Below are 17,837 nucleotides of genomic sequence, written 5' to 3' on the forward strand. Positions count from 1 at the left end.
GAACTCCGTCGTCAGTCGCGCGCTAAAAGGCGCGGGGCAAGCTCTTTGAGAGCGCGTCGATACACCTCGCGCTTGAATGTCACCACCTGGCCCAACGGATACCAATAGCTGACCCAGCGCCAGCCATCGAACTCCGGTTTACCGGTCAAATCCATCCGCACCCGCTGCTCGTTGGAGATCAGGCGCAGGAGAAACCATTTCTGTTTCTGGCCGATGCACAGCGGTTGGCTGTGGGTACGTACCAGACGTTGCGGCAAACGATAGCGCAACCAGCCCCGGGTGCAGGCGAGAATTTCAACATCTTCGCGCTCCAGGCCCACTTCTTCGTTCAACTCGCGGTACAAGGCGTCTTCCGGCGTCTCTTCGGGGTTGATTCCCCCCTGCGGAAACTGCCAGGCATCCTGATTGATTCGGCGAGCCCATAGCACCTGGCCGGCGTCATTCGTCAGAATGATCCCGACATTGGGGCGAAATCCATCGGGGTCGATCACGGCAACAACCTCGCAAACGCATGTCGCCGCATTGTTCCACAAAGGTCGTGAAGGCGGCAACGAAGGTTCCTACCTTATGTGCACTCTTGTGAAAAGACCGTATTCTTGTCGCCTTTTTACTGACTTTTCAGCGGGTAACTGCAATGCGCCTGGCTTTATTCGATTTGGACAACACCCTTCTGGGCGGTGACAGCGATCACGCCTGGGGCGATTACCTGTGCGAGCGCGGCCTTCTCGACGCCGTTGCCTACAAGACTCGCAACGATGCGTTCTACCAGGATTACCTGGCCGGCAAACTGGATAACGCTGCTTACCTGAACTTCTGCCTGGAAGTCCTCGGTCGCACCGAAATGGCCACGCTGGATCAGTGGCACAGCGACTACATGCGCGACTGCATCGAACCGATCGTGCTGCCCAAGGGCCTTGAGCTGCTGAAGAAGCACCGCGATGCCGGCGACAAACTGGTGATCATCACGGCGACCAACCGCTTCGTCACAGGTCCCATTGCCGAGCGTCTGGGCGTCGACACCCTGATCGCCACCGAGTGCGAAATGGCCGAGGGCCGCTACACCGGGCGCAGCACCGATGTGCCGTGCTTCCGTGAAGGCAAGGTGACAAGGCTCAATCGCTGGCTGGAGGAAACCGGGTTTACGCTGCAAGACAGCTACTTCTATAGCGACTCGATGAATGATTTTCCGTTGCTGGAGCAGGTGACCAACCCGGTGGCGGTTGATCCGGATCCGAACCTGCGGGCCGAGGCCGAGAAGCGTGGCTGGCCGGTGATCAGCCTGCGCGGCTGATATCGCCTTACTGTAGGAGCGAGCTTGCTCGCGATGGTCGTTAACGATAACGCGGGGCACCTGATGCCCCGCGGCGATCTTGAGTTTTTCGCGAGCAAGCTCGCTCCTACACAGGCTTGGCCCCCATCAACCCGGCAATGGCGATAAAACAGACAAAGCTGAACAACGCCAGGGCAAAGGTGAATTTACCCACGCCCCCCGGCGCCTTGCGCAGCTTGTTCAGTCGCACCAGCAACCAGAACCACGCCAGTGCCGCCACCGTGTAAAGCACGCTGGAGGCCAGCAACCAGGTCTGCCCCAGCGGCCAGCCCACCAGATGCACCATCCACCAGCCGGTAAACGGCATGCTCAGCAGCGCCAGCCCCATCAACAGCCAGACAAATACACGTGGCCGCTGCAGGGTGCGGCTTCCCGCCGTCGCATCACCCTTGCGTCGCGCAAGCAAAACCCAGACTCCCAGACCCAGCGCACAAGCCAGCAATACAACAGTGGCCACCATGTGCGCCGCTTTCAGGGCAGTTAACGTTTCCATTGTTCGATTTCCTTATGACCTGCCCATCAGCGTAGCCCTTTAGCCAAGAAACAGCTGATAGGCCGGGTTGTCGCTTTCGTCCCAGTACGGGTAGCCGATTTCTTCCAGCGCCGCCGGCACCAGGTGGCGCTCGTCGTGGGGCACTTGCAGGCCCGCGACGACCCGGCCATCCGCCGCGCCATGGTTGCGGTAGTGGAACATCGAGATATTCCAGCGCCCGCCGAGCTTGTTGAGGAAGTTGAACAGCGCGCCCGGACGCTCCGGGAATTCGAAACGCAGGATCACTTCATCGACCACATGCGCCGCACGCCCGCCCACCATGTGGCGGATGTGCAGCTTGGCCAGTTCGTTGTCGGTCAGGTCCAGCACCGGGAAACCTTGCTCGCTCAGGCTGGTGATCAGTGCGCTGCGCGGGTCGTTTTCCGGGTGGGTCTGTACGCCGACAAAGATGTGCGCTTCGCTGCCGGTGTTGTAGCGGTAGTTGAATTCGGTGATCTGGCGCTTGCCGATAGCCTCGCAGAACGCCTTGAAGCTGCCCGGTTTTTCGGGAATGGTCACGGCGATGATGGCTTCACGACCCTCGCCCAGCTCCGCTCGCTCGGCGACGTGGCGCAGGCGATCGAAGTTGACGTTGGCCCCGGAGTCGATGGCCACGAAGGTCTGGCCGCTGACACCGTGCTGCTCGACATACTTCTTGATCCCGGCCACGCCCAAGGCGCCGGCAGGTTCGGTGATCGAACGGGTATCGTCGTAGATATCCTTGATGGCAGCACAGATTTCGTCGGTGCTGACGGTGATCACTTCATCGACATGATCTTTACAGATGTCAAAGGTGTGCTGACCGATCTGGGCCACCGCAACACCGTCGGCAAAGAGGCCCACGGTCGGCAACACCACGCGCTCACCGGCGGCCATGGCGGCTTGCAGGCAATTGGAGTCGTCCGGCTCGACGCCGATGATCTTGATGTCCGGGCGCAGGTACTTCACGTACGCGGCGATGCCGGCGATCAGACCACCGCCGCCGACCGGGACGAAAATCGCATCCAATGGTTGCGGGTGCTGGCGCAGAATCTCCATCGCCACGGTGCCCTGCCCGGCAATGGTGTGGGGATCGTCGTAGGGGTGAATGTAGACGTAGCCTTTTTCGTCGACCAGTTTCAGCGAGTAGGCCAGGGCTTCCGGGAACGAATCGCCATGCAGCACCACTTTGCCGCCGCGGGAACGCACGCCTTCGACCTTGATCTCCGGGGTGGTCTTGGGCATGACGATGGTCGCTTTCACACCCAGCACCTTCGCCGCCAGTGCCAGGCCTTGCGCATGGTTGCCCGCCGACGCGGTGACCACGCCGCGAGCGCGCTCTTCGTCGCTCAACTGGGTCAACTTGTTGTAGGCGCCGCGAATCTTGAACGAGAACACCGGCTGCAAGTCTTCGCGCTTGAGCCAGATGCTGTTGCCCAGCCGCTCGGAGAGCTGGCGGGCAGTCTGCAACGGGGTTTCTACGGCAACGTCATAAACGCGCGAGGTGAGGATCTTTTTGACGTACTGTTCAAGCATCGGAAAGCATCACTGAGCGGGTTGGGCAGGACCATGGAGTCTAACCCGGCTTTTGTCCGCACGACCACCTGTTGTAGGAGCGAGCTTGCTCGCGAGAAACCCAAAGACGCCGCGGGGTACCTGGTTTTACGCGTTATCGTTCACGTCCATCGCGAGCGAGCTCGCTCCTACAGGGAACGGTCACGAACCGCCAATCGGGCAATGACCTTCCCCGCCCCGAAGCCTATAATGCCGGCCTTTCGTTCTCTCTTCGGCACTTCGGAGCCCGCATGACCCAGGATCAACTCAAACAGGCAGTGGCTCAGGCCGCCGTCGACTTCATCCTTCCGAAACTCGACGACAAGAGCATCGTCGGGGTCGGCACCGGCTCCACCGCCAACTGCTTCATCGATGCCCTGGCCCGACACAAGGGCGCATTCGATGGCGCCGTCGCCAGTTCCGAAGCCACCGCCGCGCGCCTCAAGGGCCACGGGATTCCGGTGTACGAACTGAACACCGTCAGCGACCTGGAGTTCTATGTCGACGGCGCTGACGAGAGCGACGAGCACCTGAACCTGATCAAGGGCGGCGGCGCTGCCCTGACCCGCGAGAAGATTGTCGCGGCCGTGGCCAAGACGTTCATCTGCATCGCCGACGCCAGCAAACTGGTGCCGGTGCTCGGCAACTTCCCGCTGCCGGTGGAAGTGATCCCAATGGCCCGCAGTCACGTGGCCCGTGAGTTGGTAAAGCTCGGTGGCGACCCGGTCTACCGTGAAGGCGTAGTCACCGACAACGGCAACATCATCCTCGACGTGTTCAACATGCAGATCACCAATCCGGTGGAGCTGGAGACGCAGATCAACGCGATTGTCGGCGTGGTCACCAATGGTTTGTTCGCGGCACGTCCGGCGGATCTGTTGCTGCTGGGTACAAGCGAAGGCGTGAAGACCCTGCGCGCTGAGTAATTTGTGGATAGATGAAACCTGTGGGAGCGGCGGTGCGGCGATCCGACTTGCTCGCGAATGCAGGCTGTCAGTTGACATCTCTATCGACTGACACGCCCCCTTCGCGAGCAAGCCCGCTCCCACAGGGTCATGCGTTGCTTTTCAGGGCTGTGGTTTCTTGAAGACGTAAAACAGGTTCGGCTCACTCACCAGGTACAGCGTACCGTCATCTCCCATGGCGATCCCCTCCCCTTGCGGCACGTTTTTCTGCAGACCCTGGCTCCCCTTGCTCAATGACATTGTGCTCAGCGGACGCCCATCCACATCCAGCTCCAGAATCAACCGCGACTCATCCGACAGCGCCAGCAAATGCCCGCTGCGTTCGTCGTATTGCAGGCTCGACAGGTCTCGTACAAACAACCCGGCATCACGCTTGGAGTTATTGATCACGTGCACCGAGTAGGATTCTTCAGGGTTGAAGCGCGGAAAGCCGTGTACCTCGTAGATCAGCATCGGGTCGCGCTCCTTGGCCACGAACAGGCGCTTGCCCACCGAGTCGTACGCCAACCCCTCGAAGCCCTTGTTGTTGCTCATGTTTACGCCGATGGTCACTTGTTCGGCGTCTGCCGCGTCGACGAAGGTCGTGTCCTGCTCCAGATGAATCTTGATCAGACGCTGCTGGCTTTCGTCAGCGACCACGTAGGTGTCGGCGCTGATGAACTCCACCGCCTCGGGATCGCCGAAACCGACCAGTGCCACACGGCGCAAAATCCTGCCGTCGAGGGACAACTCGATCAACTCGCTTCGCTTGTTGGTAACGGTGAACAGGCTTTTGCGCACCGGGTCGTAGGTCAACGCTGAAACGTTGTCAACCTGGCTATCGATCACCTGCGCTTCGGTCACGACCTGATATTGGTCAAGGCCCATGGACCGGGAACTCACCGGCTGCCACAGCACGTGCAGATTGAACCAGGCGCGTTCGAACAGGCGCTGGTACTGACCGAGCGCAATCAGCGCGATCAGCGAGACCACCGACAGGATCAGAATCAGGGATTTGGGGCGGGCAAATCGATGCATTCGGGCGGGCTCGGGTTCAAGACAGGCGGATGAAATATCACGCCTGTCTGAACTGAAGCTTAATGGCCGCGGACCCGATTCTACAACCGAGCACAGGCAATCCTGCAAATCGTAAACGTCAGTGCTGTTTTTCGAAGCGATAAAACAGGTTCGGCTCACTCACCATGTACAGCGTGCCCGCGTCATCCATGGTCACGCCTTCGGCACGCGGAATGGTATTTTTCAGGCCATTGAAGCCACGCAACAGCGTAATGAAACTGACCTGTTCACCCTTCTTGTCCAGCTCCAGCAACAGGTGCGAATCGGCGGACAGCACCAGCATGTGGCCGGTCCGCGGGTCGATGGCCAGTGCCGACAGGTTGCGCATATCCAGTGCATGGCTGGCCAGCTTCAGCTTGTCACCGGTAAGGACCTTGCCGTCACCTTTCCAGGCAAACAATGCCGGCGGACGCTCTTCGCCCAGCACCAGCTGCTGATTACGCGAATCCCAGGTGACACCTTCGAAGGCCTTGTTCTGGTCTTTGGAAGGCCCCAGGTCGTATTTCGGGAAATCGACGATGTTCAGCTCGCGGGTGTCGGCATCGACCTTGGCGATGGTGATCAGGTGATCGCGTTCATCGACAATCGCCAACAGGCCGTTACCCAGCACGGTAACGCCTTCAGGATTGCTCCAGCCCACCAGCGGCATTTTGCGCAGCACATCGCCCTGCAAGTTCAATTCGACCAGGAACGGGTTCTTGCCCATGACCGAAAACAGGGTTTTGGTCTGGGGGTCATAGGCCAGGTCCGACGCCTCGTCCTTCTCCATGCCCGGCAACGGCTTGGCATCGATCACCGCCCGGTAGTCCGGAAGCCAGATACTGGCCTGACGCTCGGCCGGGCTCTTGAATTGCTCTTTCACCCAGAGCACGCCCCGCGCATCCCAGTGCATGGCAAATGCAACGCCGTAGGCGACAACGGCCACCAGCAGTAGCCAGATTTGCCAACGCAGGGCGAAGCGTGAGCGGCGGGCAGGTTTAAGCGTGGATAGCGGTGGAGTGGCCATTGGGGAATGCGTTCCAGAAATTCAGGCTAGGGGTAATAGCACAATTTGCGGCCGGCTCAGAGGCCGAAAGCCCTGAAATTATCCAGAGAGGATGTGAAAAAAACGGGAAATGACAGGATGAGCCTTTTACAGGCCACCACAAAACCAATGTGGGAGCGGGCTTGCTCGCGAAAACGGTGTGTCAGGCAACACTTATGTTGACTGTCACTCCCTCTTCGCGAGCAAGCCCGCTCCCACAGGATACAGCGGTGTTACAACTAGCGAACGCTGCTGGTAAACCGGCTGGCGCCCGGCAACTCCAGAACGATCTCATCTCCGACATTCAGCGGACCAACGCCCACTGGCGTGCCGGTGAGGATCACGTCCCCGGCCTGCAACGAGAAGCAGCCGGCCATGTGCTGGATCATCGGCACGATCGGGTTGAGCATTGCGCCGCTGTTGCCGTCCTGGCGCACTTCACCGTTGATGGTCAGGCGGATGCCGATGTCGGTCAGGTCGGCAAAGGTGCTGCCGGACACGAACGGAGCAATCACTGCCGCACCGTCGAAGGACTTGGCGATTTCCCAAGGCAAACCCTTGGATTTCAGCTCGGCCTGCTTGTCGCGCAGGGTCAGGTCCAGGGCCGGAGCGAAACCGGAGATGGCGTCGAGCACTTCTTCACGACTCGGCTTGGTCGACAACGGCTTGCCGATCAAGACCGCGATTTCCGCTTCGTAATGCACCGAACCGCGCTCGGTTGGAATGCTGAAGCCGCCTTCCAGCGGCACCACGCAGCTGCCCGGCTTGATGAACAGCAGTGGCTCGGTCGGCACCGGGTTATCCAGTTCCTTGGCGTGTTCCGCGTAGTTACGGCCGATGCACACCACTTTCCCTAGCGGGAAATGAATGCGCGTACCGTCGACATACTGGTGCTGATAGCTCATGGACCGACTCCTGGTTCGTAGCTCTTGAATTCGAAAATCAAACAGCGAAGATCTTGCCCGGGTTCATGATGCCGTTCGGGTCGAACACCGCCTTGACGGCCTTCATGTACTCGATCTCAACCGGTGAACGGCTGTAGGTCAAGTAGTCACGCTTGGTCATGCCCACGCCATGCTCCGCGGAGATCGAACCGTTGTATTTCTCGACGGTTTCGAACACCCACTTGTTGACGGTGGCGCACTTGGCAAAGAACTCATCCTTGCTCAGGTTATCCGGCTTGAGGATGTTCAGGTGCAGGTTGCCGTCGCCGATGTGGCCGAACCAGACGATTTCGAAGTCCGGGTAGTGTTCGCCGACGATCGCGTCGATTTCCTTCAGGAACGCCGGGACTTTCGACACAGTGACCGAGATGTCGTTCTTGTACGGCGTCCAGTGGGAAATGGTTTCGGAGATGTATTCGCGCAGCTTCCACAGGTTCTGCAACTGGGTTTCGCTCTGGCTCATCACGCCGTCCAGTACCCAGCCCTGCTCGACGCAGTGCTCGAAGGTTTCCAGGGCGTGGTTGGCCACTTCTTCGGTGGTCGCTTCGAATTCCAGCAGTGCGTAGAACGGGCAGTCGGACTCGAACGGTGCCGGCACATCGCCACGAGCCATGACTTTGGCCAGGGCCTTGTCGGAGAAGAATTCGAAGGCGGTCAGGTCGAGCTTGCTCTGGAAGGCGTGTAGCACCGGCATGATCGAGTCGAAATCGGCGGTGCCGAGGACCATCGCGGTAAGGTTTTTCGGCGCGCGGTCCAGACGCATGGTGGCTTCGACCACGAACCCGAGGGTGCCTTCGGCACCGATGAACAGCTGACGCATGTCGTAGCCGGTGGCGTTCTTGATCAGGTCGCGGTTCAGTTCCAGCACATCGCCCTTGCCGGTGACGACTTTCATGCCGGCGACCCAGTTACGGGTCATGCCGTAGCGAATGACCTTGATTCCGCCGGCATTGGTGCCGATGTTGCCGCCAATCTGGCTGGAACCGGCCGAAGCGAAGTCCACCGGGTAGTACAGGCCTTTTTCTTCGGCCACGTTCTGCAATTGCTCGGTGACCACACCCGGCTGACACACGGCGGTACGGTCAGTGAGGTTCACGTCGAGGATCTGGTTCATGTAGTCGAACGACACGACCACTTCGCCATTGGCCGCCACGGCAGCGGCGGACAGCCCGGTGCGACCGCCGGATGGCACCAGCGCCACCTTGTGCTTATTGGCCCACAGGACAATGGCCTGGACCTGCTCGGTGGTCTTGGGGAACACGATGGCGGTCGGGGCCGGGGCGAAATGCTTGGTCCAATCCTTTCCGTAAGCATTCAGGGAGTCGGCATCGGTCAGCACCTTGCCAGGCTCAACCAGGGTCTTCAGCTCATCAATCAGGGCAGGATTGGTCATCGACAGAACTCTCGAACAATTCATGGTCATCCTGAGAACGCTTCACGTCGCAGGAATGAGTGTTTAGCGGGGCGCATATGCTAGCATACCGACCCCGCAGCATAGTGCCCAACGGCTGTTCTGCGGCGACGGCTTTCCTGCCGTGCGGGTCAGCTCCGGGCTGCTCCCTTCCCTGCCATTTTTCTCCGGGATACAGGTTTACGCAGATGAGCAAGACTTCTCTCGATAAGAGCAAGATCAAGTTCCTTCTTCTCGAAGGCGTCCACCAATCGGCTGTCGACGTCCTCAAGGCGGCGGGCTACACCAGCATCGAGTACCTCACCGGTTCTCTGCCGGAAGCCCAGCTCAAGGAAAAGATCGCTGATGCTCACTTCATCGGCATTCGCTCGCGCACTCAACTGACCGAAGAGATCTTCGATCACGCGAAGAAGCTGGTGGCTGTAGGGTGTTTCTGCATCGGCACCAACCAGGTCGACCTGGACGCTGCCCGCGAACGCGGCATCGCCGTGTTCAACGCTCCGTACTCCAACACCCGCTCCGTAGCGGAACTGGTGCTGGCCGAAGCGATCCTGCTGTTGCGCGGCATCCCTGAGAAGAACGCTTCCTGCCACCGTGGCGGCTGGATCAAGAGCGCGGCCAACTCCTTCGAAATCCGTGGCAAGAAGCTGGGTATCGTCGGTTACGGCTCTATCGGTACTCAACTGTCGGTCCTGGCTGAAGGCCTGGGCATGCAGGTGTACTTCTACGACACCATCACCAAGCTGCCATTGGGTAACGCCACTCAGGTAGGCAACCTGCACGAGCTGCTGGCGATGTCCGACATCGTTTCGCTGCACGTACCAGAAACCGCCGCCACCCAGTGGATGATGGGCGAGAAGGAAATCCGCGCGATCAAGAAAGGCGGCATCCTGATCAACGCCGCCCGCGGCACCGTGGTCGAACTGGACGCCCTGGCGGACGCGATCAAGGACAAACACCTGATCGGCGCGGCCATCGACGTATTCCCGGTGGAACCACGCTCCAACGACGAAGAGTTCGAAAGCCCGCTGCGTGGCCTGGACAACGTGATCCTGACTCCGCACATCGGTGGTTCTACCGCTGAAGCCCAGGCCAACATCGGTCTGGAAGTGGCGGAAAAACTGGTCAAGTACAGCGACAACGGTACTTCGGTATCGTCCGTGAACTTCCCGGAAGTGGCCCTGCCGGCTCACCCTGGCAAGCACCGCCTGCTGCACATCCACGAAAACGTCCCGGGTGTGATGAGCGAGATCAACAAGGTCTTCGCCGAAAACGGCATCAACATCTCCGGTCAGTTCCTGCAGACCAACGAGAAGGTCGGCTACGTGGTGATCGACGTCGACGCCGAGTACTCGGACCTGGCGCAAGAGAAGCTGCAACACGTCAACGGCACCATCCGTAGCCGGGTGTTGTTCTGATCGCGACTTGAGCGACAAAAAAAGGGAGCCTTCGGGCTCCCTTTTTCATTCACGCAACAACGTTACTTGACGTTGACGGTGATTTTCTCGGAAACGATCGGCGGATCGAACGGCATGTGGTTGCTATCGCCCAGTTCAAGCTGCAGGGTGTGTTTGCCCGGCGTGAGCGTAATTTCAGCCTGGGTCTGCGCACCGCCGAAATGCAGGTGGTTGGCATCCTTGGGGATCGGCGCACCGGCGGCTGGCAGCTCATCGACGTCGATCAGCACGTGGTGGTGACCGGTGTTCTTGGTGGTATCGCCCGCCGGTGCCAGGGCAATGTTCTCGACCGCGAACTTGACGACGACTGTCTGTGGAATCGTCGCACCGTCCTTGGGAGAAACAATGGACACTTCGGCGCCTTTCGGAGCCGGCGTTGCAGCACTGGCCAGCACCGAAACACCCATCAACAGGCCAGCCAAAGCAGCACGTGACATAAAGGTTTTCATTCTCTTCTCCAGTTTTTCCATAAAATCCGCGTGGTCATGACAACTTCAGAGCCATTTGTTGTCGAAGGCACTCGACAACCATAGCAAAGCGAGCCTGAATCAGAGGGTCGCGATAATAAATTCAAAGGAGTGACCATGCGCTTTCTGCCTGGCCTGATCTGCCTGCTACCCCTTTTGAGCCCTTTGGCTCATGCCGAACTGATTGACGACGTGAACGACCGCGGCGAATTGCGCATTGCCCTTGAAGCCAATACACCCCCCTTCAATTTCAAGGAAGACGGCAATCTTGCGGGCTTCGAAGTCGAACTGGGTCAAATGCTGGCCAACGAACTGGATGTGCGCGCCGACTTTGTCGTCACCGATTCCAACGATCTGTTGAGCGGTGTTGAAAGCGGCAAATACGACATCGCCATCAACCACATAGCAGAGACCCCCGATCTAAAGGATCGTTTCGATTTCAGCGAGCCTTACATTCAAACCCATGCGCAGTTGATCGCGCAGAAAGAAGAGCCGCGCTCCATTCTGCTGGTGCAGTCACTGACAGAAGAGAAGCCCAAAGCCAACCCGGCCGTGAGCCTGGCGATTCCGTTTCAGAAGGGTAATCCGGCGTTCCATGCCAGCCTGGAAAACGCATTGCAGCGGATCAAGGATGATGGGCGACTGCAAGCGCTGGAGCAGAAGTGGTTGGGGGCGGATGCGGATGTGGAGCCCAAGCCGAAAGAACAATGAAACCCAACTGTGGGAGCGGCGGTGCGGCGATCCCACATTGGTTTTGTGGCGGTTGTCAGTCCAGCGTCAATAAAGCCTGCGCCGCTTGCGGCAACTCCAGTTCACTGAACACCTGCACCCCATGGCGCTTGAGCAGCGCCGCCGTCACGCCCTCGCCACTGACCTTCACGCCGCTGAACGTCCCGTCATAGGTCAGCAGATTGCCGCAGGACGGACTGTTGGCCTTGAGGACGGCGATGCGGATGCCATGCATTTGCACCAGCTCCAGCGCCTGATACGCCCCTGACAAAAACGCCGCACTGACGTCCTCGCCTTCGGTAGTGATCACCAATGCATGGCCATCGAGGACTTGCGCGCCCTGCCCGCCTGGAATTTCCGCTGCCGGCCGTGGCGTTGGCAAGCCTCCGGCGACCTCCGGGCACAATGGCACGACCCGACCGTCATCAAGCCACTGCTGAAGCTGGTCGAACGGCCCGCTGGCCCCGCCGTCGTAACGTACGCGGTGTCCCAACAGGCAGCGGCTGACGAGAATTTTCTGCATGATCAGAACGGCTCGTTGCCGCGCCGCCGGAACCAGCCGGTCAGCGACAGTCGATCCCGGGTCGCGGGCAGGACTTCGTGGGGAACCTCTCCGGAGAGAAACACCACCAGGCAGCCACCGACAGGTTCCACGTCGTAGACGCGATCATTGTCGAGGTACATGCGCAACTGGCCGCCGTGTTCGGGAAGCCAGCCGTCATTGAGGTAAACCACCGCCGAAACCATGCGCCGGTCGTCATCGCGAAAGCGGTCGACGTGCTTCAGGTAGAAAGCACCGGGCGGGTACATCGCAAAATGGCTTTCGAAATCCTCCAGGCCAAGAAACAGACCGCGATTGATCGCCTCGCGCAGGCTGTCCATCAAGCACAGATAGCTGTCGCAAACCTCGGCCTGGCCGGGGTCGATCCACTGGATATGGTCGCCACGAATCCCCTCGCGGATCTCCGATGAGGGCCCACGGCCCACCGCGGCCGGAGCCAGTTCACCCTCGGCAGCACGTTTACGACACTCGGCCGCCAGCGCCAGGGTCAGGTCCTGAGGCAGGAAAATATTCTGCTGCGACCAGCCGTGCTCGGCCAGGTCGTCGACGATTCGTAACAGCAGCGGGTGATCAGAGGATATTTGCATGCCGCGCATAGTATTCCTGTGCCCGAAAATCCGACAGAGCCGCGCAGCGGGTTGATACGAATTCTCGACAAGTACGGATGCCGCACGGAGAATAGTCGCCTGCTGACTGGAGTCCCTATGCGCCGTTTGCTTTTATCACTGCTGATGTTCTGCGCTTTGCCCGCCTGGGCAGACGGCCACGACCAGTTGTACAAGGTCGCCGGCTGGCCGGAACAACGCGCGCATTTCAACGACGCCCTCTCGGCTGCTCAGCAACGCTACCAGGGCAGCCTGCCGCCGGCGGTGTTTCAGGCACTGGTCAGTAACAGCAATCAGCGCTTTTCCCCCCAGGCCGTAGACAAGCGTGCCGAAACGCAATTGCGCAAGAATCTCGCCGACCCCAAACCCGCATTGACGTTTTTCCAATCGCCCTTGGGCAAGAAAATCGTCGCCGCCGAGTTGCTGGCGACCCGTCGTGACCAACTGGCGAAAAACGCCAAGGGTCTGCCGAAGATGCAGGCCAGCGACAGCCGCATGCTGATCATCGGCCATTTGGCACAAGCCCTGCCCGCTCGCGAGGCCGGCGCTGAAGTCAGCCTGGCGATTGCCGGTGTTGCCGCCGACAGCTTGAGTTCGATGATCCCTGGGTTGCTCGGTGCCGGTCAGGCCCAGGGCATGCTCAACGGCCAGCGCCAGCGCCTGATGGACCAGATCGGCAGCGACCTCAACAACACACTGCTGTATGTCTATCGCGACCTGTCGGACGACGAGCTGGAAGAGTTCGCGACCTTTGCCGAATCGGCAGAAGGCCAGGCTTATTATCAAGCGGCGCTGGCGGCGATTCGGGCGGGGTTGGCGGTGGGGCAGAGCAATTCGAACCTGACCCAGTGATTTTCGGCGCCAGTTAGACCGCTTTCGCGAGCAAGCCCGCTCCCACATTGGATCTGTACACACCGCCCCCCTGTGGGAGCGGGCTTGCTCGCGAAGGGGCCAGAACAGTCACTAGGAATTCCGCCCCTTGATCCGCTTGGTCAAAAACCCGAAATACTCCTGTCGCATCACCAGCGTTTCATTCGCCAGATGATGCCGTGCCTCGGGCAGCATCAGCACCTGCGGCCGATCAAACTTGCCCCGCAACACTTCCAGGTTGTGCTCCCAATCCACCGTCATGTCGGCCTGCCCCTGCACGATCAGCGGCCGGCGGGGACTCATGGGTGCGGCCTCGATGCGTTTGATCCAGCGCGCCAACGCACCCACCCATGCTGTCGGCAGGCGCAGCGGCTGCAACGGATCGGCCTGCAGGAACGGCAAAAAGGCCGGGTCGTTGGAGTTCTCGCTGAAGCGCCGGGCGATGGCTTTGACGAAAGGCTTGAGCAGGTAGTAACTCAGCTGCGACCAACCCCACGCCCGCGGCCGCACCAGCGGCGACAGCAAGATCACCTGCCCCTGCGCCGGGCTATTCGCTCCTGCATTCAACACATGATCGATCACGATCGCCCCGCCGGTGCTCTGTCCGCACAGGTGCCACGGTTGCGGCAAGTCGAGGGATTGCGCCTCGCGGAACAACCCTTGCAATGCGTCCTGATACTCGGCGAAATCCTTGATGCTCGCCCGCTCGCCACTGGATAAGCCATGCCCCGGCAAATCGCAGGCAATCACCGCAAAGCCCTGGTCCAGCGCCCACTCGATCACATGCCGGTAGAGCCCGGTGTGATCGTAGAAACCGTGGATGACAAACAGCGTCGCCTTCGCCCGCTCTGGCCACCAGAACTGGCTGACCAGTTCATAGCCATCGACATCGAATCGCCCAAGACCGCTGCGCACCTGACGCGACGCAAAATCCAGTCCGTAGAATTGCTGGTAAGCCTGCGCCTGCGCCGACAACGGCTGCCCGGCCGCCAGCGGCAGCAAGCCTGCACGTAGAAGATCGGGGTCGAAAGTAGCCGGCATGGACAATTCCAGAGCGTGAAACGGACTTTATAGGCCTGCGATATTCTTCTGTCGCGGCAAGCATGGCAAGCTAGCCGGCCTTCGAGGACTGAACCGATGCGCCTGCCCTTTCGCACCACCTTGTTTGCCAGCCTGCTCGCCGTGGTGTGTGCCGGCGTGTTGTGGGCGGCCTACGACTGGTTCCAGGGGCGTTACCTGCGGGCGTTCAGCGAGCACACGGCAATGTTTTCGGGTGATCCGCTGCGCCTTCCCGCATCCCTCGCCGGCCCCGGCGCCATCCGCCTGGTGCATTTCTGGGACCCGGCCTGCCCGTGCAATGTCGGCAATCAACAACACCTGGCCGAACTGGTGCAGCGCTATGCACCCCATGGCGTGAAATTCTATGCCGTGCAAAAGCCCGGTAGCCATGGCCAGTTGCCGAGCACCTTGAGCAGCCTGAAAACCATCGACATCCTGCCCGGTTCCGAGCAGATCCCCGCCAGCCCGGCCGTGGCGATCTGGGATCGCAGCGGCAAACTGGCGTACTTCGGCCCGTACAGCGAAGGCCTGACCTGTAACTCCAGCAACAGCTTTATCGAGCCCATCCTGCAAGCACTGGATGAAGGCCGCGCAGTGAGTGCCACGCACACACTGGCCGTGGGTTGTTACTGCCCGTGGCCTGTCGATCCAGCGAAGTAGGGAACGACACGGCAATACGAATCCCTCCTACGGGCGATGCGCCAAATCGGCGCGCCGTGTTACACAGTGGCCCCTGGAATCACAATAACAACAAGGAGTCGCCATGAAACGCAGCCTGACCGCTCTTGCTCTGTTGATCGTCGTGCTGGCCGCCGGGGCCGGCTGGTACCTCTACAGCAAGCAGCCGTCACGCCAGGGCATGGTGGAACTGCAACACCTGCAAGGCTCCGTCACCGTGCGCTACGACGAGCGCGGCGTCCCGCACATCCGCGCCGAAAACGAAACAGACCTGTACCGCGCCCTCGGCTACGTGCATGCCCAGGACCGCTTGTTCCAGATGGAAGTCCTGCGTCGTCTGGCCCGTGGCGAACTGGCTGAAGTGCTCGGGCCGAAACTGCTCGACACCGACAAACTGATGCGCAGCCTGCGCATTCGCGAACGCGCTGAAACCTACCTGGCGAATCTCGACAAGCAGTCGCCCTCCTTCATCGCCATGCAAGCCTATCTGGACGGCATCAACCAGTATCAGGACAGTCACGCCAAACCCGCGGAGTTCGATGTGCTGGGTATTCCCAAGCGTCCATTTACCGCCCAGGACACCATCAGTATTGCCGGGTACATGGCCTACAGCTTTGCTGCGGCCTTTCGTACCGAACCCTTGCTGACATTCGTGCGCGATCAACTGGGGCCCGACTACCTGAACATCTTCGATCTCGACTGGCAGCCAAAAGGCGTGCTCAGCGGGACAGCTCCCGCCCTGGCCAGCGCCGACTGGAAAGACCTCAACGCCCTCGCCCGCCTGAGCGAACAAGCCTTGGCTGACAACGGCCTGCCACAGTACGAGGGCAGCAACGCCTGGGTTGTTGCGGGCAACCGGACCCAAAGCGGCAAGCCGCTGCTGGCGGGTGATCCGCATATCCGTTTTTCCGCGCCGTCGGTGTGGTACGAAGCGCAACTCTCGGCACCGGGCTTCGAACTCTACGGCCACTATCAGGCCTTGATGCCGTTCGCTTCCCTGGGCATGAACCACGACTTCGGCTGGAGCATCACCATGTTCCAGAACGACGACCTCGACCTGATCGCCGAGAAGGTCAACCCGGACAACCCCAATCAGGTCTGGTATCGCGGCAATTGGGTGGACATGACGACCAGCGAGCAGCAGATCGCGGTCAAGGGCCAGGCCCCGGTCACCCTGGTGCTGCGCCAGTCGCCTCACGGCCCGATCGTCAACGATGCACTGGGCAACGGCGTCGGCAAAACACCGATTGCCATGTGGTGGGCTTTTCTCGAAAGCCAGAACCCGATCCTGGAGGGCTTCTACCAGCTCAATCGCGCCGACACCCTGGCCAAGGCCCGCGGTGCCGCGTCAAAAATCCAGGCTCCGGGCCTGAACGTCGTGTGGGCCAATGCCAAGGGTGACATCGGCTGGTGGGCGGCGGCGCAATTGCCTAAACGTCCGGCGGGTGTACGTCCGTGGTTCATCCTCGATGGCAGCACAGCCGAGGCGGACAAGGATGGCTTCTACCCGTTCAGCGCCAACCCTCAGGAAGAGAATCCGGCGCGGGGCTACATCGTCTCGGCCAACTTCCAGCCAGTATCACCGACCGGCATGGAGATTCCCGGCTATTACAACCTTGCCGATCGCGGCCAGCAGCTCAATCGCCAGCTCAGCGACAAAGCCATCAAGTGGGATCTGGAAAACAGCCAGAAACTGCAACTGGGCACCACCACCGCCTACGGCCCGCGCCTGCTGGCACCGCTGTTGCCGGTGTTGCGCGAAGTGGTGAAGGATCCCGCCGAACTCAAACTGGTGGAGCAACTGGCCCAGTGGAAAGGCGATTACCCGATCGACTCGACCAGCGCCACGCTGTTCAACCAGTTCCTGTTCAACCTGGCTGACGCGACGATGCGCGATGAGCTGGGTAACGACTTCTTCGAAACGCTGCTCTCAACCCGGGTGATAGACGCTGCGCTCCCCCGCCTGGCTGCCACTGCCGACTCACCGTGGTGGGACAACCGCAGCACCCTCGGCAAGGAAACCCGTGCCGACACGGTGAAGGCAGCCTGGCAAGCCAGCATCGCGCATCTCAAGAACACCCTTGGCGCGGACACCTCGCAATGGCAGTGGGGCAGCGCGCACACGTTGACCCATGGCCATCCGCTGGGGCAGCAAAAGCCGCTGGACCTGATCTTCAATGTCGGCCCCTTTGCCGCACCCGGCAGCCATGAAGTGCCGAACAACCTCTCGGCGAAGATCGGCCCGGCTCCGTGGCCTGTCACCTATGGCCCCTCGACCCGGCGCCTGATCGACTTCGCCGACCCGGCCCACAGCCTGACCGTCAACCCGGTTGGCCAGAGCGGCGTGCTGTTCGACCGTCACTTCGACGATCAGGCCGAAGCCTATATAGAAGGGGTTTACTTCCAGGCACATCTCAATGATGAAGAAGTCACGGCCAATACCCGCAGCACCTTGAAGCTGCTTCCGGCGCGGGCTGCGCAGTAATTTTGCATTGACTGGACCGGCCCCTTCGCGGGCAAGCCCGCTCCCACAAGGATCTGTGTCGAACACAAATTTTGTGAACACCAGAGAAACCTGTGGGAGCGGGCTTGCCCGCGAAGAGGCCCTCAAAGGC

Annotated in this window: 18 protein-coding genes; 7 read left to right on the forward strand and 11 right to left on the reverse strand. The window is 60.4% G+C overall.

Annotated features, from left to right (window positions below; genetic code table 11):
• Positions 1 to 11 precede the first annotated feature (11 nt).
• Positions 12 to 491: an RNA pyrophosphohydrolase gene (locus AC06G5_RS28815; protein ID WP_003229203.1), complete on the reverse strand. Its 480-nt coding sequence runs from the start codon at positions 489 to 491 to the stop codon at positions 12 to 14.
• A gap of 143 nt (positions 492 to 634) precedes the next feature.
• Here AC06G5_RS28815 and AC06G5_RS28820 point away from each other — a divergent pair, with 143 nt between their 5' ends.
• The gene (locus AC06G5_RS28820; RefSeq protein ID WP_413421867.1) at positions 635 to 1,291 is read left to right on the forward strand and encodes a histidinol-phosphatase; all 657 of its coding nucleotides are present in this window, start codon (positions 635 to 637) and stop codon (positions 1,289 to 1,291) included.
• 106 nt (positions 1,292 to 1,397) lie between these two features.
• Here the strand turns inward: AC06G5_RS28820 and AC06G5_RS28825 are convergent, their stop codons facing one another.
• Together AC06G5_RS28825 and ilvA are read right to left on the reverse strand one after the other, a co-directional pair.
• Positions 1,398 to 1,823 (reverse strand): DUF2269 domain-containing protein, encoded by a 426-nt coding sequence (locus AC06G5_RS28825; protein WP_007976406.1) that lies wholly within the window; start codon positions 1,821 to 1,823, stop codon positions 1,398 to 1,400.
• A gap of 39 nt (positions 1,824 to 1,862) precedes the next feature.
• Positions 1,863 to 3,377 (reverse strand): threonine ammonia-lyase, biosynthetic, encoded by a 1,515-nt coding sequence (ilvA, locus tag AC06G5_RS28830; protein ID WP_413421869.1) that lies wholly within the window; start codon positions 3,375 to 3,377, stop codon positions 1,863 to 1,865.
• A 269-nt stretch (positions 3,378 to 3,646) separates the two neighbouring features.
• On the opposite strand from ilvA, the gene rpiA reads away from it, so the two are divergent.
• Positions 3,647 to 4,321, forward strand: a complete 675-nt coding sequence (gene rpiA / locus AC06G5_RS28835) for a ribose-5-phosphate isomerase RpiA (protein ID WP_413421871.1) — start codon at positions 3,647 to 3,649, stop codon at positions 4,319 to 4,321.
• Positions 4,322 to 4,462: 141 nt separating this feature from the next.
• Here rpiA and AC06G5_RS28840 read toward each other — a convergent pair whose 3' ends face one another.
• The 4 genes from AC06G5_RS28840 to AC06G5_RS28855 form a co-directional block, all read right to left on the reverse strand.
• Positions 4,463 to 5,377, reverse strand: coding sequence for an SdiA-regulated domain-containing protein (locus AC06G5_RS28840; RefSeq protein ID WP_413703842.1), 915 nt, complete (start codon positions 5,375 to 5,377; stop codon positions 4,463 to 4,465).
• A gap of 118 nt (positions 5,378 to 5,495) precedes the next feature.
• Positions 5,496 to 6,422, reverse strand: coding sequence for an SdiA-regulated domain-containing protein (locus AC06G5_RS28845; protein ID WP_480458649.1), 927 nt, complete (start codon positions 6,420 to 6,422; stop codon positions 5,496 to 5,498).
• Between the two features lie 257 nt (positions 6,423 to 6,679).
• Complete coding sequence (locus tag AC06G5_RS28850) at positions 6,680 to 7,345, reverse strand: fumarylacetoacetate hydrolase family protein (protein ID WP_413421877.1); 666 nt, start codon at positions 7,343 to 7,345, stop codon at positions 6,680 to 6,682.
• Positions 7,346 to 7,382: 37 nt separating this feature from the next.
• Positions 7,383 to 8,777 carry an FAD-binding oxidoreductase gene (locus tag AC06G5_RS28855; protein ID WP_043302073.1) on the reverse strand — a complete coding sequence of 465 codons (1,395 nt, stop codon included), beginning with the start codon at positions 8,775 to 8,777 and terminating at the stop codon, positions 7,383 to 7,385.
• Between the two features lie 206 nt (positions 8,778 to 8,983).
• Here AC06G5_RS28855 and serA point away from each other — a divergent pair, with 206 nt between their 5' ends.
• Entirely contained in the window at positions 8,984 to 10,213 is a 1,230-nt protein-coding gene (serA, locus tag AC06G5_RS28860; RefSeq protein ID WP_413703840.1) for a phosphoglycerate dehydrogenase, read from the forward strand.
• A gap of 62 nt (positions 10,214 to 10,275) precedes the next feature.
• On the opposite strand, the gene AC06G5_RS28865 is transcribed toward serA, so the two are convergent.
• On the reverse strand, positions 10,276 to 10,701 hold the full coding sequence (locus AC06G5_RS28865) for a DUF4399 domain-containing protein (protein WP_008015365.1): 426 nt from the start codon (positions 10,699 to 10,701) through the stop codon (positions 10,276 to 10,278).
• A 135-nt stretch (positions 10,702 to 10,836) separates the two neighbouring features.
• Between AC06G5_RS28865 and AC06G5_RS28870 the strand changes: the two genes are divergently transcribed.
• Entirely contained in the window at positions 10,837 to 11,430 is a 594-nt protein-coding gene (locus AC06G5_RS28870) for a transporter substrate-binding domain-containing protein (RefSeq protein ID WP_413421880.1), read from the forward strand.
• A gap of 55 nt (positions 11,431 to 11,485) precedes the next feature.
• Here AC06G5_RS28870 and AC06G5_RS28875 read toward each other — a convergent pair whose 3' ends face one another.
• Both AC06G5_RS28875 and AC06G5_RS28880 read right to left on the reverse strand, forming a co-directional pair.
• Complete coding sequence (locus AC06G5_RS28875; RefSeq protein ID WP_413421882.1) at positions 11,486 to 11,971, reverse strand: 2-thiouracil desulfurase family protein; 486 nt, start codon at positions 11,969 to 11,971, stop codon at positions 11,486 to 11,488.
• Positions 11,972 to 11,973: 2 nt separating this feature from the next.
• On the reverse strand, positions 11,974 to 12,606 hold the full coding sequence (locus AC06G5_RS28880) for a 2OG-Fe(II) oxygenase (RefSeq protein ID WP_413703839.1): 633 nt from the start codon (positions 12,604 to 12,606) through the stop codon (positions 11,974 to 11,976).
• A 108-nt stretch (positions 12,607 to 12,714) separates the two neighbouring features.
• Here AC06G5_RS28880 and AC06G5_RS28885 point away from each other — a divergent pair, with 108 nt between their 5' ends.
• Positions 12,715 to 13,467, forward strand: coding sequence for a DUF2059 domain-containing protein (locus AC06G5_RS28885; protein WP_413421885.1), 753 nt, complete (start codon positions 12,715 to 12,717; stop codon positions 13,465 to 13,467).
• 111 nt (positions 13,468 to 13,578) lie between these two features.
• Here AC06G5_RS28885 and bipL read toward each other — a convergent pair whose 3' ends face one another.
• Positions 13,579 to 14,526, reverse strand: a complete 948-nt coding sequence (gene bipL, locus AC06G5_RS28890; protein ID WP_413421887.1) for a phospholipase BipL — start codon at positions 14,524 to 14,526, stop codon at positions 13,579 to 13,581.
• Positions 14,527 to 14,622: 96 nt separating this feature from the next.
• Here bipL and AC06G5_RS28895 point away from each other — a divergent pair, with 96 nt between their 5' ends.
• Both AC06G5_RS28895 and AC06G5_RS28900 read left to right on the forward strand, forming a co-directional pair.
• Positions 14,623 to 15,204, forward strand: a complete 582-nt coding sequence (locus AC06G5_RS28895; protein WP_413421889.1) for a DUF6436 domain-containing protein — start codon at positions 14,623 to 14,625, stop codon at positions 15,202 to 15,204.
• 103 nt (positions 15,205 to 15,307) lie between these two features.
• On the forward strand, positions 15,308 to 17,707 hold the full coding sequence (locus AC06G5_RS28900) for a penicillin acylase family protein (RefSeq protein WP_480458651.1): 2,400 nt from the start codon (positions 15,308 to 15,310) through the stop codon (positions 17,705 to 17,707).
• Positions 17,708 to 17,837: the final 130 nt, after the last annotated feature.

The organism is Pseudomonas sp. WT-JTC (assembly GCF_056711565.1).

What these genes read in the sequence shown, in the direction of transcription:
- AC06G5_RS28820 (WP_413421867.1), top strand. Translation starts at nt 635, where the DNA reads ATGCGCCTGGCTTTATTCGATTTGGACAACACCCTTCTGGGCGGTGAC.
- AC06G5_RS28825 (WP_007976406.1), bottom strand. Translation starts at nt 1,823, where the DNA reads ATGGAAACGTTAACTGCCCTGAAAGCGGCGCACATGGTGGCCACTGTT.
- ilvA (WP_413421869.1), bottom strand. Translation starts at nt 3,377, where the DNA reads ATGCTTGAACAGTACGTCAAAAAGATCCTCACCTCGCGCGTTTATGAC.
- rpiA (WP_413421871.1), top strand. Translation starts at nt 3,647, where the DNA reads ATGACCCAGGATCAACTCAAACAGGCAGTGGCTCAGGCCGCCGTCGAC.
- AC06G5_RS28840 (WP_413703842.1), bottom strand. Translation starts at nt 5,377, where the DNA reads ATGCATCGATTTGCCCGCCCCAAATCCCTGATTCTGATCCTGTCGGTG.
- AC06G5_RS28845 (WP_480458649.1), bottom strand. Translation starts at nt 6,422, where the DNA reads ATGGCCACTCCACCGCTATCCACGCTTAAACCTGCCCGCCGCTCACGC.
- AC06G5_RS28850 (WP_413421877.1), bottom strand. Translation starts at nt 7,345, where the DNA reads ATGAGCTATCAGCACCAGTATGTCGACGGTACGCGCATTCATTTCCCG.
- AC06G5_RS28855 (WP_043302073.1), bottom strand. Translation starts at nt 8,777, where the DNA reads ATGACCAATCCTGCCCTGATTGATGAGCTGAAGACCCTGGTTGAGCCT.
- serA (WP_413703840.1), top strand. Translation starts at nt 8,984, where the DNA reads ATGAGCAAGACTTCTCTCGATAAGAGCAAGATCAAGTTCCTTCTTCTC.
- AC06G5_RS28865 (WP_008015365.1), bottom strand. Translation starts at nt 10,701, where the DNA reads ATGAAAACCTTTATGTCACGTGCTGCTTTGGCTGGCCTGTTGATGGGT.
- AC06G5_RS28870 (WP_413421880.1), top strand. Translation starts at nt 10,837, where the DNA reads ATGCGCTTTCTGCCTGGCCTGATCTGCCTGCTACCCCTTTTGAGCCCT.
- AC06G5_RS28875 (WP_413421882.1), bottom strand. Translation starts at nt 11,971, where the DNA reads ATGCAGAAAATTCTCGTCAGCCGCTGCCTGTTGGGACACCGCGTACGT.
- AC06G5_RS28880 (WP_413703839.1), bottom strand. Translation starts at nt 12,606, where the DNA reads ATGCGCGGCATGCAAATATCCTCTGATCACCCGCTGCTGTTACGAATC.
- AC06G5_RS28885 (WP_413421885.1), top strand. Translation starts at nt 12,715, where the DNA reads ATGCGCCGTTTGCTTTTATCACTGCTGATGTTCTGCGCTTTGCCCGCC.
- bipL (WP_413421887.1), bottom strand. Translation starts at nt 14,526, where the DNA reads ATGCCGGCTACTTTCGACCCCGATCTTCTACGTGCAGGCTTGCTGCCG.
- AC06G5_RS28895 (WP_413421889.1), top strand. Translation starts at nt 14,623, where the DNA reads ATGCGCCTGCCCTTTCGCACCACCTTGTTTGCCAGCCTGCTCGCCGTG.
- AC06G5_RS28900 (WP_480458651.1), top strand. Translation starts at nt 15,308, where the DNA reads ATGAAACGCAGCCTGACCGCTCTTGCTCTGTTGATCGTCGTGCTGGCC.